This window comes from Micromonospora sp. DT4, from assembly GCF_049841675.1.
In the GTDB taxonomy this organism is placed as follows: domain Bacteria; phylum Actinomycetota; class Actinomycetes; order Mycobacteriales; family Micromonosporaceae; genus Micromonospora.
Window position 1 is genome coordinate 1 of the sequence record NZ_JBNCKT010000129.1, and the last position, 13,736, is coordinate 13,736.

At 73.4% G+C, this 13,736-nt stretch carries 13 protein-coding genes and 2 pseudogenes; 4 read left to right on the top strand and 11 right to left on the bottom strand.

Annotated elements, in window-relative coordinates:
- The 11 genes and pseudogenes from ACLQ24_RS25385 to ACLQ24_RS25435 form a co-directional block, all read right to left on the bottom strand.
- Positions 1-125 (bottom strand): annotated as a pseudogene (locus ACLQ24_RS25385) (transposase); the annotation flags it as partial.
- Positions 126-443: 318 nt separating this feature from the next.
- Positions 444-866, bottom strand: a pseudogene (locus tag ACLQ24_RS25390) (M55 family metallopeptidase); the annotation flags it as partial.
- Between the two features lie 89 nt (positions 867-955).
- Complete coding sequence (locus ACLQ24_RS25395; protein WP_425894219.1) at positions 956-1,318, bottom strand: antibiotic biosynthesis monooxygenase family protein; 363 nt, start codon at positions 1,316-1,318, stop codon at positions 956-958.
- Complete coding sequence (locus ACLQ24_RS25400; protein ID WP_425894220.1) at positions 1,315-2,565, bottom strand: beta-ketoacyl synthase N-terminal-like domain-containing protein; 1,251 nt, start codon at positions 2,563-2,565, stop codon at positions 1,315-1,317. The genes ACLQ24_RS25395 and ACLQ24_RS25400 overlap by 4 nt, the downstream gene beginning before the upstream one ends.
- Complete coding sequence (locus ACLQ24_RS25405; protein WP_425894221.1) at positions 2,562-3,830, bottom strand: beta-ketoacyl-[acyl-carrier-protein] synthase family protein; 1,269 nt, start codon at positions 3,828-3,830, stop codon at positions 2,562-2,564. The genes ACLQ24_RS25400 and ACLQ24_RS25405 overlap by 4 nt, the downstream gene beginning before the upstream one ends.
- Positions 3,827-4,231, bottom strand: coding sequence for a cupin domain-containing protein (locus tag ACLQ24_RS25410; protein ID WP_425894222.1), 405 nt, complete (start codon positions 4,229-4,231; stop codon positions 3,827-3,829). The genes ACLQ24_RS25405 and ACLQ24_RS25410 overlap by 4 nt, the downstream gene beginning before the upstream one ends.
- Positions 4,224-5,006, bottom strand: a complete 783-nt coding sequence (locus ACLQ24_RS25415) for an SRPBCC family protein (RefSeq protein ID WP_425894223.1) — start codon at positions 5,004-5,006, stop codon at positions 4,224-4,226. The genes ACLQ24_RS25410 and ACLQ24_RS25415 overlap by 8 nt, the downstream gene beginning before the upstream one ends.
- On the bottom strand, positions 5,003-6,433 hold the full coding sequence (locus ACLQ24_RS25420; RefSeq protein WP_425894224.1) for an acetyl-CoA carboxylase biotin carboxylase subunit: 1,431 nt from the start codon (positions 6,431-6,433) through the stop codon (positions 5,003-5,005). Before ACLQ24_RS25420 ends, ACLQ24_RS25415 begins: the two co-directional genes overlap by 4 nt.
- 16 nt (positions 6,434-6,449) lie before the next feature.
- Positions 6,450-7,034 carry an acetyl-CoA carboxylase biotin carboxyl carrier protein gene (accB, locus tag ACLQ24_RS25425; RefSeq protein WP_425894225.1) on the bottom strand — a complete coding sequence of 195 codons (585 nt, stop codon included), beginning with the start codon at positions 7,032-7,034 and terminating at the stop codon, positions 6,450-6,452.
- Entirely contained in the window at positions 7,031-8,770 is a 1,740-nt protein-coding gene (locus ACLQ24_RS25430; protein ID WP_425894226.1) for an acetyl-CoA carboxylase carboxyltransferase subunit alpha, read from the bottom strand. Before ACLQ24_RS25430 ends, accB begins: the two co-directional genes overlap by 4 nt.
- On the bottom strand, positions 8,767-9,105 hold the full coding sequence (locus ACLQ24_RS25435) for a TcmI family type II polyketide cyclase (protein WP_425894227.1): 339 nt from the start codon (positions 9,103-9,105) through the stop codon (positions 8,767-8,769). The genes ACLQ24_RS25430 and ACLQ24_RS25435 overlap by 4 nt, the downstream gene beginning before the upstream one ends.
- 446 nt (positions 9,106-9,551) lie before the next feature.
- Between ACLQ24_RS25435 and ACLQ24_RS25440 the strand changes: the two genes are divergently transcribed.
- The 4 genes from ACLQ24_RS25440 (at position 9,552) to ACLQ24_RS25455 (ending at position 13,508) form a co-directional block, all read left to right on the top strand.
- On the top strand, positions 9,552-10,364 hold the full coding sequence (locus ACLQ24_RS25440) for an AfsR/SARP family transcriptional regulator (protein WP_425894228.1): 813 nt from the start codon (positions 9,552-9,554) through the stop codon (positions 10,362-10,364).
- Positions 10,365-10,457: 93 nt separating this feature from the next.
- Positions 10,458-10,805 (top strand): TcmI family type II polyketide cyclase, encoded by a 348-nt coding sequence (locus ACLQ24_RS25445; protein WP_425894229.1) that lies wholly within the window; start codon positions 10,458-10,460, stop codon positions 10,803-10,805.
- A gap of 1 nt (position 10,806) precedes the next feature.
- Entirely contained in the window at positions 10,807-12,156 is a 1,350-nt protein-coding gene (locus ACLQ24_RS25450) for an FAD-dependent oxidoreductase (RefSeq protein ID WP_425894230.1), read from the top strand.
- A gap of 383 nt (positions 12,157-12,539) precedes the next feature.
- A complete protein-coding gene (locus tag ACLQ24_RS25455) occupies positions 12,540-13,508 on the top strand; it encodes a helix-hairpin-helix domain-containing protein (RefSeq protein ID WP_425894231.1) in 969 nt (322 codons plus the stop codon).
- The last annotated feature ends 228 nt before the right edge of the window (positions 13,509-13,736 follow it).

The window sequence follows — 13,736 nt, forward strand, 5'->3', positions numbered from 1 at the left end:
GACACGTCGGCGCCATAGACTTCGGCCAGGTGAGCGCTGATCTCACCGGTGGTCAGGCCCTTCGCCGACAGCGACAGGACCATGTCCTCCACGCCGGTCAGCCGCCGCTGCCGCTTGCGGACGATCTGCTGCCCCTGGAGGGTCGTGGCGGCCTCGATCAGACGTTGCTTGCTCTGCTCGGCTCGGGCGATCGCCTCAGAAATGGCGGGGTGGCCAGTTTCTGCGGACACCGCGCGCAGCCGAGCGAGCACCTGGTCGGTGCCGTCGATGGCGGCGCGGATCTGGCTCGTCGTCGTGACGCTCTGCTCGGCTGCCTGGGCGAGCGCGGCTTTGACTTGCTCGATGCTGGCCATGCCGTCCTTCCGGTCGATCGCGCGGCGAGGGACGCCACCGACCCGGGTCACACCCGGCACCAGCACGGCGAGGCCGACCATGTAGGGGCCGTACAGGTCGACCTCGACGTCCAACGGCCCGGTCACCGTCCACGGGGGAATCGAGGCGCGTCGGGTAATGGCGCCGGCGTCGGCGCGGCGCAGCCCCTCGCGCGCCTCGTGCGGATGCAGAGCCACTGCGGCGGCCTGGCCCAGGGTCTGCTTGACCGCGACGGTCACCACCGAGGGCACCAGCTCACCGAGTTCCGCGCAGGCGGTGTCGTCTCCGCTGAGCAGGACGACCGGAGCGCCCACGTGTCCCGCCACGGCGGCGTTGAGGCCGATCTCGCCCAACGAGCACCCCGCGAGACGTACGTCGAGGACGCCGGCGACCACCGCGTTCGCGTCGGCCGTCATGAGGGCCCGGCCGCGCTCGTAGTCGTACCGATCGGGATTCGTCTCGGTGGGATGCACGATCCCCGAGACGCCCTCCATGTCGACGGAGATCAGTACCTTCAGGACTCCGAGACCCTACGCGCTCCCGGTGGTCACGGGGCTGGCCGAGTTGATCGGCTGCGGGTCGGTCAACGGGCCTCGCTTCCTCCGGCGGCCACGAGGGACGCCTCGTCCGGCGCGGGTTCCGGGGTCTGCGCGTGGATGGTGAAGCGCAGGGAACGGGCGTCGGTGAAGCACTCCCGCATCGGCCGCACCAGATCCCGGTGCTCCTCGGTGCGCTCCCACGCCTCGAAGTCGGCCAGGCTCGCCCACTCGCTGGTGATCAACCACTGCTCCGGGTCGGTCGACGAGCGGCACACCTGGTCCACCAGGTGCCCCGGCACGCCCTCGGCGACCAGGTGCCGGATCTCCTCGTACGCGGCGAGGAACTGCTCGGTGCGCGGCACCGGCACCCGGACCAGGAAGACCACTCTTGCCCGCTGCTCGCTCACGGCATCTCTCCCCTCGTCGGCGCGGCCCCCCGCAGGACCAGCGCGCTGTTGAACCCGTCGAAGCCCCGCGCGCAGACCAGCGCCAACCGGCTGCGCGGCCGGCGGTGCTCGCGCAGGAAGCCCAGCTCGCACCCGTCGGCGACCTCGTCGGGGCCGGCCGAGGCGGGCAGCGTGTCGTGCGCGAACGCCAGCAGGGCGGTGGCCGCGTCCAGCGCCGAGCCACCCTGGTGCGCCCGGCCGGTCAACGGTTTCTGCGTGGTCACCGGAGGCGGCCGGTCGGCGAACACGGCCCGCAGCGCCGCGGCCTCGCTGCGGTCGTAGCGGGGTACGCCGAGGGCGTCGGGCAGCACCACGTCGATCGCGGTCGCCGCGACGCCGGCCCGGTCCAGGGCCAGCCGCATCGCCCGGGCGTACTGGGTCGGGTCCCCAGCGCTGTCGGCCGTGGTGTGCGCGGCGTCGTGGGTGGCGCCCCAGCCGCTGACCTCGCCGTAGATCCGCGCGCCTCGCGCCAGCGCGTGCCCCAGCTCCTCCACCACGAACACCGCGCCACCCTCGGCCGGCAGGTAGCCACTGGCCGCAGCGTCGAACGGCCGGTACGCCCGCTCCGGGTCGTCGACGTCGCTGAGCAGTCCGGAGCGTAACTGGCAGGCCAGGGCGTACGGGCTCAGTGGGCACTCGGTCGCCCCGGCGATCACCACGGGCGTGCCCCGGCGCACCGCACGGGCGGCGTGCGCGAGGCTGTCCAGCCCTCCCGCCGCCTCGGCGACCAGCACCCCACTCGGCCCCTTGAACTGGTGGTGGATGGAGAGCTGTCCGACGCTGGCCGCGTAGAACCAGGCGATCGACTGGTACGCGCCGACGGTGCGCGACGGCCCGCCCCACAGCCGTTGCAGTTCCCGCTGACCGAACAGGTTGCCCCCGGACGAGCTGGCCAGTGTCACCGCGTAGCCGTACGGGTCGGGCGCCTTCTCGGGCAGCCCGGCGTCGGCCAGCGCGAGGCGGGTGGCGGCGAAGCCGAGGTGCGTCCACCTGTCGGTCTGCACGAGCTGCCGGCTGTCGGCGTAGGAGTCGGCCGTGAAGTCGGGCACCTCGCCGCCGAGGCGGGTGGGATAGCCGGCCGGGTCGAAGAGGGTGATCGGCCCGGTGCGCCGGGTGCCGGCCAGCACGGTGCGCCAGTGCGCGTCCACGCCGACGCCGCTGGGCGCGACCACACCGATGCCGGTGACGACCGCCCGGGCGGTGCTCACGCCGCCGCCGGGAGCCGGCGGAACACCATCGCCGACTGGAAGCCGCCGAACCCGCTGCCCACCGACAGTGCCACGTTCACCGGCACCTCCCGCGCCTCGTTGGGTACGTAGTCCAGGTCGCACTCCGGGTCGCGGGTGCTCCAGTTGGCCGTCGGCGGCACCACACCGAACTCGATCGCGAGGGCGCAGGCGGCCATCTCGATCGACCCGATGGCCCCGAGTGAGTGCCCGACCATCGACTTGATGGAGCTGATCGGCACCCGGTACGCGGCCTGGCCCAGCGCCCGCTTGAAGGCGGCCGTCTCGTGCCGGTCGTTCTGCCGCGTGCCGGAGCCGTGTGCGCTGATGTAGGAGACCTGTTCGGGGATGATCCGGCCCTGCCGCAACGCGTCGGTGACGGCGAGGCCCATCTCCAGCCCGTCCGGGCGCAGCCCGGTCATGTGGTAGCCGTTGCTGCGGCTGGCGTAGCCGGCGACCTCGCAGTAGACGTGGGCGCCGCGCCGCCGGGCGTGCTCGGCCTCCTCGAGCACCAGCACGGCCGCGCCCTCGGCCAGCACGAACCCGTGCCGGTCGGCGTCGAACGGGCGGGAGGCGTGCGCCGGGTCGTCGTTGTCGGGACTGGTCGCCTTGATCGCGTCGAACGAGGCGACGGTGACCGGCGAGATCGGCGAATCGGCCGCGCCGGCCAGCACGATGTCCGCCTCGCCGTCCACGATCATCTGGTGGCCGTAGCCGATGGCGTCGATGCCCGACGTGCAGCCGGTGGAGACCACCTGCGCCGGGCCGTGCAGCCCGTGCCGGCAGGCCACGTCCGCGGCCAGGCTGCTGGGCACCAGCGCCTGGTACAGGTACGGGCCGCCGAGCGCCGCGTCGACCAGCCACCGCCGGCCGTGCTCGCTGACCCGCACGTACTCCTGTTCCAGGGCCATCGTGCCGCCCACCGCGGTGCCGAGCACCACCCCGGCGCGGTCCCGCTCGGCGTCGTCGAGCACCAGGCCGGCGTCGACGATGGCCTCGGTGGAGCAGGCCAGCGCGAACTGCACGTACCGGTCGGCGCGACGCCGCTCGGTGTCGGTGAGCCCGGCGGCGACCGGGTCGAAGTCGCACTCGGCGGCGATCTGCGAGCGGAACGGCGACGGGTCGAAGAAGCTGATCCGCCGCGTGGCCGTACGTCCCTCGGTGATGGTCTTCCAGAACCGGTCCCGGCTGGCGCCGCCGGGCGCGACCACACCCACACCGGTGACCACCGTGCGACGCCCGGTCATGACCCGCCCCGCTGTTCGACGAGTTCGGTGTCGACGTGCCCCAGCTCCGGGCGCGGGGCGAGCGGACCCAGGTGGAAGACCACCTCGGCCGGCTCCGAGCCGGTGTTGCGCAGGCGGTGTCGCACGTTGACCGGCACGAACAGCGCCTCGCCGGCGGCCACCTGAGTGGGCTGGTCGTCCAGGTCGACCGTGATCGCGCCGCGTGCCACGTAGAGGAACTCCTCGCTGTAGGGGTGATAGTGCTCGGCGATCCGCTCCCCCGGCGCGAGCGTCGCCACTCCGAGGAAGCCGGAGGTGCTGCCGACGGTGCGGGGGCCGAGCAGCACGCGCAGCTCGGCGCCGCGTCGCCGGTCGGCCGGTACGTCCGATGCCACGATCAGCCGGGTGCCCAGGTCACTCATCGCCGGCCTCCATCGACACGTCGCCGGCGTCGGCCCCCGTCGAGAGCGGATCGGCAACCAGGCCACCGTGGCCGGCGCGTTCCCGGGCGATCCGCTCCACCCGGTCCTTGATGACCGCGAGTTGGATGACGCTGTTGGTGTTGATCCGTTCGGTCATCGCGGCGTTGTCGACGGGCGCGGTCGGCTTCATGGCGAAGTCCTGCGTCCAGGTCATCCGCGTGCCACCGGCCTCCTCGGTGTAGCGCCAGTGGATCCGCATGTACTCGAACGGCCCGGTCTCCACCCGGTGCGCCCGCACCTGACGGCTGACCGGGTCGGCGGTGCGTTCGCTGACCCAGCTCCACGCCACCCCGTTCTCGTCCGGGTACATGGTGAGGCGGAACCGCACGGTGTGCCCGTCGCGGTGCAGGATCTCCACCACGGCGTACTCGGTGAACAGCTCGGTCCAGTTCGCCACGTCGTTGGTGACGTCCCAGACCACCGCGAGCGGCGCGTCGATGACCACGAAGTTCTCGGTGTGCCCGGGTGGGTCGGTGCGGCGGGCGACGAGGTCGGCCACCGCCGCGATGCTCAGCTGCCCGGCCTGTTCCGGGATGCTCACCTGCCACCGGTCGGCGACGACCGCGGAGAGTTCCAGCAGGGCGAGCGAGTCCATGCCGAGCTCCTCCAGGGACGCGGCGGGCGTGCGGGCCGCGGCGTCGGCGTCCAGGCCGCAGTGCGCCACCAGGATGTCGGTGATCTCGGCGGTCATCGGGCGACCATGGGTGACGGTCATCGTGTCCTCCTGTGGGTTACGTCGGGCTCCGCGGCGGGCGCGGCGCGGGGTGTGGGGGTGGTCGCCGGCTGCGGTGCGGGCGCGGCGAGCAGGCGGTCGACGAGGCCGGTGGTGTAGCGGCCCTTGCGGAACCCGGCGTCGTCGAGTACCCGCCGGACGAACGGGATGGTGGTGTGCACGCCGGGGCCCGCGATGTCGAACTCGTCGAGGGCACGTTCCAGCCGGTTGAGCGCCAACTCCCGGTCGGGCGCCCAGACCACGACCTTGGCCAGCAGGGAGTCGTACCAGGGGCCGACCACGTAGCCGGCCCGGGCGTGGGTGTCCACCCGGGTGAACGGGCCGCCCGGTGGGGTGAACCGCTCCAACCGTCCGGGGGTGGGGGTGAAGCCGCGCGACGGGTCCTCGGTGTTGACGCGGCACTCCACCGCGACGCCGTGCAGCCGGATCTCCTCCTGCCGCCACCGCAGCGGCACGCCGGCCGCGATGTGCAGTTGCTCGTGGACCAGGTCGATCCCGGTGACCATCTCGGTGACGGGGTGCTCCACCTGGATCCGACAGTTGATTTCCAGGAAGTGGAAGCGTTCCTCGGCGTCGACCAGGAACTCCAGCGTGCCGGCGCCGACGAAGCCGACCTCCAGTGCGCCACGGAGCGCGGTCTCGGCGATGGTGTCGAGCGTCGCGGCGGACAGCGCCGGAGCGGGCGCCTCCTCGACGAGCTTCTGGTGCCGGCGCTGCACCGAGCAGTCCCGGGTGCCCAGGTGCACGCCGATGCCGTGGGCGTCGCAGAGCACCTGCACCTCGACGTGCCGCGCCTCGGTGAGGTAGCGCTCGACGTACACCCGGTCGTCACCGAAGGCGGCCTGGGCGGCGGCCCGGGTCCGCGCGTAGGCCCGGGCCAGCTCGGCCGGGCGGCGCACCACGGTCATCCCCCGGCCGCCGCCACCGGCGGCGGCCTTCACGATAACCGGGTAGCCGACGGCGTCGGCGACCTCGGCCGCCGCGGCGGCGGTCGCCACCGGCGCGACACTGCCCGCCGGCAGCGGCAGTCCGGCCCGGCTCATCAGGGCCCGGGCCGAGGACTTGTCGGCCAGCGCCGCCATCACCGCCGGCGGCGGACCGATGAACGTCAGGCCGTTGTCCGCGCAGATCTCGGCGAAGTCGGCGTCCTCGGAGAGGAACCCGTACCCGGGATGCACGGCCTGCGCGCCCACCTGGCGGGCCGCCTCCACGATCGCGGCGGCGTTGAGGTAGCTGCGCCGGCTGGACGCCGGTCCGATCCGGACGGCCTGGTCGGCGAGGCGGACGGCCGCGGAGTCCGCGTCGGCGGCGGAGTAGACCACCGCCGTGCGGATGCCGAGTTCCCGGCAGGCCCGCAGCACCCGCAGGGCGATCTCGCCCCGGTTGGCGATCAGCACGGTCTCGAACATGGGCCACCCCCCGCCGTCAGGCCGGATCCAGCTCGACCAGTGGCTGGTCGTACTCCACCGGCTGACCGTCCTCGACGAGGATCGCGACGACCCGGCCGGCCCGGTCGGCGCTCACCTCGTTCATCAGCTTCATCGCCTCGACGATCGCCACCGGCTGGCCGGGACGGACCAGGTCGCCGACCGCGACGAACGGCCGCGCGCCAGGCTCCGGCGCGCGGTAGAAGGTGCCGACGATCGGCGCCCGGACCGCGGCGCGCCCGGGGACCGGGGGCCGGATCAGCGCGGCCTGCGGGCCGGGCACGGCCGCGGTCGGCGGCGGCGCGGTGGCGGCCGGTGGCAGAGCCGGGGGTACGTCCGATCCGGCGGCCGCCTCGCCCGGGTGCCACTCGACCTCCAGCACCGTCGTCCCGCTGCGCAGCCGGATCCGGCGTACCGGACCGGCCAGCTCGGCCAGCAGGTGCCGCGCCTGTCGACGCAGCCCGGCCAGCACCTCCTCGTGGTCCGTGTCAGTCCTCTGTGGACTGTCTGCCGGCTGGTGCCCGTCGACGTCCGCGCGGCCGTTCAGGTCGTCGGCGGTGGACACCGTGGCGCCGGCCGTCATCGGGCACCCGCCTGGACGCCGGCGCGGGTGGCGCCGAACCGGCGAAAGCGCTGCCGCCGCAGGCGGACCAGCATCGCGGGCGGCACGTCCAGCAGCGGTAGCAGGTTGGCCAGCAACGCGGCGCGCAGCCGCCGGGCGGTCTCGGCCGGGTCGTCGTGGGCGGCCGCGGCCGGCTCGGGGACGATCTCGTCGACGACACCGAGGCGGCACAGGTCGGGTGCGGTGAGCCGCAGCGCGCGGGCCGCCTGCGGCGCTGCGGAGCGGTCCGGCCAGAGGATGGCGGCGCAGCCCTCCGGGCTGATCACCGAGTAGACGGCGTGTTGGAGCATCAGCACCCGGTCGGCGACCCCGAGGGCCAGCGCGCCACCGCTGCCGCCCTCACCGGTGATCACCGTGACGACGGGGGTCGGCAGCACGGTGAGGGTGAGGATGTTCTCCGCGATGGCGGCCGCCTGACCCTGTTCCTCGGCGCTGATCCCCGGGTCGGCGCCGGGTGTGTCGACGAGGGTGACCACCGGCAGGCCGAGTCGGGCGGCGAGACGCATCAGCCGCAGCGCCTTGCGGTGCCCGGCCGGGCTGGCCATGCCGAAGTTGCGGGCGACCAGGTCGGCGGTGGTGTGCCCCTTCTGGTGACCGATCACCATCACGTGCCGGCTCGCCAACCGGGCGACACCGCCGACGATCGCGGGACAGTCCCCGCCGATCCGGTCGCCGTGCAGCTCGACGAACCCGTCGAAGACCGAATCCAGATAGTCCAGGGTGGTGGGTCGGCCGGGGTGGCGGGCCGTCCGCACGGTGTCCCACGCGTCGCGTGTCGCCGGCTGCGGGCCGTCGTCGACCGGCGGTCGCTGCCCGTCCGGCGGGACCGCGTCGGTCAGGCGCTCGTGGTGCTGCGCCGGCTCCTGTCGGGGTACGGGTGAGCACGCCGGGCGGCCTGCGCGGGCCGCGGCCAGCAGGGCCGCCAGGCAGCCACGCAGCGATCGGCGTTGCACCACCATGTCCACCTGACCGTGGTGCAGCAGGAAGTCGGCGGTCTGGAACCCCTCGGGCAACGCCCGGCCGGTCACCTGGCGGATGACCCGTGGTCCGGCGAACCCCATCCGGGCGCCGCTCTCGGCGAGCACCAGGTCGGTGTTGGTGGCGAACGACGCCGCCACCCCGCCGTAGGTCGGATCGGTGAGCACGCTGACGGTGAGCAGACCCGCCTCGCGCAGCGCGGCGATGGCCTGGCTGACCGTGGCCATCTGCATCAGCGACAGGGCACCCTCCTGCATCCGTGCCCCGCCGGACGCGGTGACCAGGATGAGCGGCACCCGGTCGTCGAGCGCCCGCTCGGCGGTCCGGGTGATCAGCTCGCCCACCGCCGCGCCGAGGCTGCCGCCGAGGAACCGGAAGTCCATCACCGCCAGGGCGGCCGGGTGCCCGCCGATGGTGGCGGTGCCGCAGAGGACCGCCTCGGGCAGGCCGGTGGCGGCGCGCGCCGCGCTGAGCCGGTGCGGGTACGGCAGCACGTCGACGAACTCCAGCGGGTCCGCCTCGGGCACCCCGTCGGGCAGCAGGCGCAGCGAGCCCGGGTCCGCGAGCAGCCGCAGCCGCTCCGGTGCGCCGAGGCGGGAGTGTTCGCCGCACTCCGGGCAGACGTCCAGGTTTCGTCGCAGCCGTTTGCGGTAGAGCAGGCTCGCGCAGCCGCCGCACCGGGACCAGAGTTGTTCCTCCTGCCCCGCGGTGGCGGTCACGAGCGTCCCCCGGCGTCCGAGGCGTCGAACCGGTAGAAGCAGTGCGCCATCGCGTCGCGCGGGGAGCGCCAGGTCGACAGGTACGGCGAGACGTACGGCCGCAACCGGTCGCTGACCCGGACGAACTCGGGGTGTCCCCGGGCGGCCTCCACCGCCGGAGGCGCCGGCTGCTCGGTCTCCAGCAGGTGCACGTAGAGGTCGTGCAGTCGGTACAGCGCGCGGTGCCGGACGCCGACCAGGCGCGGCAGCTCGGTCGCGTCCGACTCGGCGAAGATCTCGGCGACCCGTTCCTCGGCGGTCGGTACCACCTTCGCGATGATCAGCGATCGGTCCATGGCTGGGCCTCCCCCCACGGCGTCCGGGTCGGCTCGATGAGCCTGCGGACGCGCTGGACGACTGCCGCCACGATGCGGCAGTCGTCGTCACGACGGCGTCACCGCAACGGACCGGCCAGGAACGCCCAATGGTGACGCTGCGTTGACGCAACCTGTGCATGGGCTATGCGTCCCGTGTGAGCAGCCCATCTCGATGAACAGACGTTTTAGCAGTTCAGAACCGATCTCACGGTTAGCGGACGAACGACGGTGAGCCAACGTTGGCATTGACGCACCGTGACTGTTATTGATAATCTTCACGGTGGTCAGCCCGGCGGCTCCGCGGGTGGCGCCGTGCCTGGACAGCCGTGGTCGGATTCCATCGACGGAGTCGACGGTGGCGACGCGGGCAGTCGATCCGGGACACAGCAGACAGTCGGGACGAGCGTTCCGCAGGGGGTGCCGCCGTGGCCGCTGATCCGTCCGTGCCGACCGCCGGAGGTCCCAGCGAGGGCGACCTCACGCTGCACCTGCTCGGCGGTTTCCGCCTCCTGCACGCCACCGCGCACATCGTGGTGCCGCGCGGACTGCAACGGGTGATCGCGCTGATCGGGCTGCGCCCCGGCGCCACCCGCAGTCAGCTGGCCGGGCTGCTATGGCCCGACGTGTCCGAGGAGCGGGCGCTGTCCTCGCTGCGGACCGCGCTGTGGCGGCTGCGGCAGGACCCGTGCTGTCCGATGATCGTGGCCGGCGACACGGTCCGGCTGGCCCCGGCCGTACGCCTCGACGTGGACGACCTCGTCGGGACGGCCGAGCGGGTCCGCAACGGCGACGACCCGCGGACCACGGCCGGCGCGCTCGCCACCGGCCGGCACGACCTGCTGCCCGGCTGGTACGACGACTGGGTGTTGCTGGACCGGGAGCGGCTGCGGCAATTGCGCCTGCACATGCTGGAGCAGGTGTCCGCCCAGCACCTCGCCGCGGGCCGACACGGCGAGGCGTTGGAGGCCGCGTTGGAGGCGATGGCCGCCGAGCCGCTGCGCGAGACACCGCACCGGCTGGTGGTGCGCATCCACCTCGCCGAGGGCAACGCCTTCGAGGCCGTACACGCCTTCTACGTCTACCGGGACCTGCTGCGCCGCGAGCTGCGCCTCGAACCCAGCCCTGCGATGAGCGCCCTGCTCGACGACACACTCGCCCCGATCCGGGCGGCCACCCGCCCCGCGACCACCGGCCGGGACACGGCCGCACGGCCGTCACCGGCCGGTCGGCGCACGTGACGGTGACGTGACACGTCCTGCGGCACGGTGACCGCATCGAGCACGTGACCACCGGCCCGCGGGTCGGGATCGGCCACCGGCGGAAGGGGTCCCATGAGTCGTCTACTGATCGTCAGCCGGATCATCCCGGGCGCGGAGGGGCGGGTCGCTCAGATCTTCGCCGAGTCCGACGCCACCGAACTGCCCGGCCTCACCGGTGTCACGCACCGGTCCCTGTACGGCCTGCACGACGTGTTCGTGCACCTCATCGAGACCTCGGACGTGAATCCGGGCGCCCTCGCCGCCGCCCGTAACCATCCGCTGTTCCAGCAGGTCAACGAACGACTCGCCGCGCACACCTCCCCGTACCTGTCGACCTGGCGCTCCCCGAAGGACGCCATCGCCGACTGCTTCTACCGCTGGGACGCGGCCGACGCGGCGGCGCCCCACCCGGCAGGCTGACATGTTCACCACCCCGCCGCACGTCCTGATCATCGGTGCCGGCACGGGCGGCCTGTGCCTGGCGCACGGGCTGCGTCGTGCCGGGATCAGCGTGGCCGTCTACGAGCGCCGCCGGCACAGCGGCGAAGGGCTGCTCGGATACCGCGTGGGCATCGGTCCCACCGGTAGCCGAGCGCTGCGTGACTGCCTGCCGCCACAACTGTTCGCCACGTTCCTGGCCACCTGCGCCCGGCCGCCGAGCTACTTCAACGTGGTCACGCAACGGCTGCGCGAGACCGCGTCGTTCGAATTGCGTCCGGCGCTCGATCCCGTGCGCACCGAACACTCGGTGGCCCGGACGGTGCTGCGCCAGGTGCTGCTCACCGGCCTCGCCGACGTGGTGCACTTCGACAAGACCTTTGTCCGGTACGAGCAGCGCGACGACGGCACGGTCACCGCGTACTTCGCCGACGGGACCAGCGCCACCGGTGACCTGCTGGTGGCTGCGGACGGCACGCACTCGGCGGTACGCCACCAGTACCTGCCGCACGCGGTCACCCGCGACGCCGGCACCATCAACATCGCCACCCGCATCCCGCTGACCACGCAGACCCGCGAACTCGTGCCCGAGCGGGTCGGCAAGGGCATCTCGCTCATCTTCGGCGCCGGCGGCACCATGGGCGTGCTGCACGTGATGGAGTTCAAGTGGAACGCCGACGGGGCGATCAAGTCCGGTGTCGGCGACGACGACGCCGCCCTGCTGCGGGCCTGGTCCGGTCTGTCGGAGCACACCAGCGCCGACTACATCAACCTCATCATCTGGAGTACGGCCCGTCGGTTCCCGGTCGACGTGCTGCAACGTCGGGGCGAGGACCTGAAACGGGTCGCGCTGGACCTCACCCCCAACTGGCATCCACACCTGCGGGAACTGCTGCGGATCAGCGATCCGGGCAGCGTCCTGCCGATCAAGGTGAGCACGTCCGAACCGACGCCCCCCTGGAAGAGCAGCAACGTCACCCTGCTCGGGGACGCCATCCACACGATGACGCCGGGGCGCGGGGTGGGGGCCAACACCGCGCTGCGCGACGCCCGGCTGCTCTGCCAGCACCTCACCAGCGCCGTCGCCGGAGAAAAGACGCTCGTGCAGGCCGTGGCGGACTACGAGGCCGCCATGGTGCCGTACGGCTTCGCGCGGGTCGCCGAATCGCTGAACCGCAGCGGCACCAGCGGCGACGACCGGATCTACCGGCCGGTGGTCGGACGGCTCGCGCTGCTCGGCGCCCGCGGCTACTTCGGAGTGACCAGCCGGGTGCCCCCGCTGCGACGCCGTTTCGTCGACGACTTCCACACCTACGAGGGCGACCAGGACTGACCGCGGCACCACCGACCCGGGTACGGCGTGTGAGCGCCGGCCCGGGTCGCTCTGTCCGCGCCGGACCGTCGGTCGCGGGTCCGGGGCTGGTCGCGGCACGGGTCCGGGGCTGGTCGTGGCACGGGGTCCGGGGCTGGTCGCGGCACGGGTCCGGGGCTGGTCGCGGCGGGGCGACGACGCTGGTGGGTGGGCGTGCCGGCGCGACGCTGCGTCACCCATCGCGCACCACACGCGGTGGCGGACGATGGCGCGCGCCCTACGACCGGTCCTGTCTGTCGTCGTCCGAGCGCGTGTGCGAAGCTGCGGCGAGTTTTTCTCGTGACTTTCTCAACGAGGTGAGAGGGGGGTTCGCCGTGGAGTGGTCTATCGGACACTCGCTGATAGTGGTACTGGCGGTGTTGCTGGGCCTGGCCGCCGGATGGTTGCTGCGCGGCCGGCAGGGCGCGGGGGCCACCGGCCGGCCCATCGTGGACGGTGATCCCGTCGCCGGCCTGGCCGTGGTCACCAGCCCGGAGCCACCGGCCACGACCGACGAGGCCCGGCCGGCGGCGAGCATCGACTCACCGCCCGTGGCGGTCGCCGACGAGCCGACCCCGGTGGACACGGTCAGCGCGCCGGCCGCCGTGACCATCTCGGACGATTTCACGCCGAACGCCGTCGACCCGGGCGACATGGCCCTCACCGACCCCCCGCCGCCCGTCCCCACCGCCGAGCGGACCGACGCGATCGACGAGCCGGTCACGGGCGACGAGCAGCCCGGCCCGGCGACGGTGATCGCCCCGCGCCAGCCGCTGGACGACAGCACCGACACTCCGTCGCCCGAGGCCACCCCGGCCGAGACCGCACAGGCGGAGACGACGCCGGTCGACGCCAGCCCGGTCGACACCAGCCCGGTCGACACCAGCCCGGTCGACACCAGCCCGGTCGACACCACGCCGGACGAGACCTCGTACACCGAGGCGACGCCGGCCGGCACGGCGCCGGCGGTCGCGGTGGGCGGGACGGCGACGGACGTCGACGACGCCGAGCCGGTGCGGGCCGCGCCGCCGGTCCGGGAGGCCGGCACCACGCCGGTCCCGGCGGCGAGCGCGGACACCGATCCGACGGGCTCGGCCGACGACTTCCGCCGCATCCAGGGTGTGGGGCCGAAGATGGCCGCCGCGTTGCAGGCTGCCGGCGTGCGCACCTACGGCCAGCTCGGCGCGCTGGACGAGCCGGCGCTGCGCGACCTGATCCGGGCCGCCGGTCTGCGCGCCGCGCCCACGATGGCCACCTGGCCCCAGCAGGCTCGGGTGCTGGCCGGCGTCGGCGACGAGGCGGCCGCTGTGCTGCCCGGCGGCGACCAGGGCTGAACCGCCACCGCGAACCCCCGGTCGTCCGCGCGGACGACCGGGGGTTCGCTCGTTCCGGCCGCGCCACGGAGGCTGGGCGGCCCCTGCCGTTATCGACCGGCCCCGGTCGGGGGACGGCGGGACGAAACCTCAGGTGGCGCGCGGGGCCGCTGGCTAGCCCTGCATTCCGCACGTCGGCGATCGTCAGCACCATTCCAGCGGATTGACGTCGAGCAGGTCGAGGATTTC

Coding starts and splice junctions, on each gene's coding strand:
- ACLQ24_RS25410 (WP_425894222.1), bottom strand. CDS start 4,231: ATGAGTGACCTGGGCACCCGGCTGATCGTGGCATCGGACGTACCGGCC.
- ACLQ24_RS25435 (WP_425894227.1), bottom strand. CDS start 9,105: ATGGACCGATCGCTGATCATCGCGAAGGTGGTACCGACCGCCGAGGAA.
- ACLQ24_RS25415 (WP_425894223.1), bottom strand. CDS start 5,006: ATGACCGTCACCCATGGTCGCCCGATGACCGCCGAGATCACCGACATC.
- ACLQ24_RS25445 (WP_425894229.1), top strand. CDS start 10,458: ATGAGTCGTCTACTGATCGTCAGCCGGATCATCCCGGGCGCGGAGGGG.
- ACLQ24_RS25420 (WP_425894224.1), bottom strand. CDS start 6,433: ATGTTCGAGACCGTGCTGATCGCCAACCGGGGCGAGATCGCCCTGCGG.
- accB (WP_425894225.1), bottom strand. CDS start 7,034: ATGACGGCCGGCGCCACGGTGTCCACCGCCGACGACCTGAACGGCCGC.
- ACLQ24_RS25405 (WP_425894221.1), bottom strand. CDS start 3,830: ATGACCGGGCGTCGCACGGTGGTCACCGGTGTGGGTGTGGTCGCGCCC.
- ACLQ24_RS25450 (WP_425894230.1), top strand. CDS start 10,807: ATGTTCACCACCCCGCCGCACGTCCTGATCATCGGTGCCGGCACGGGC.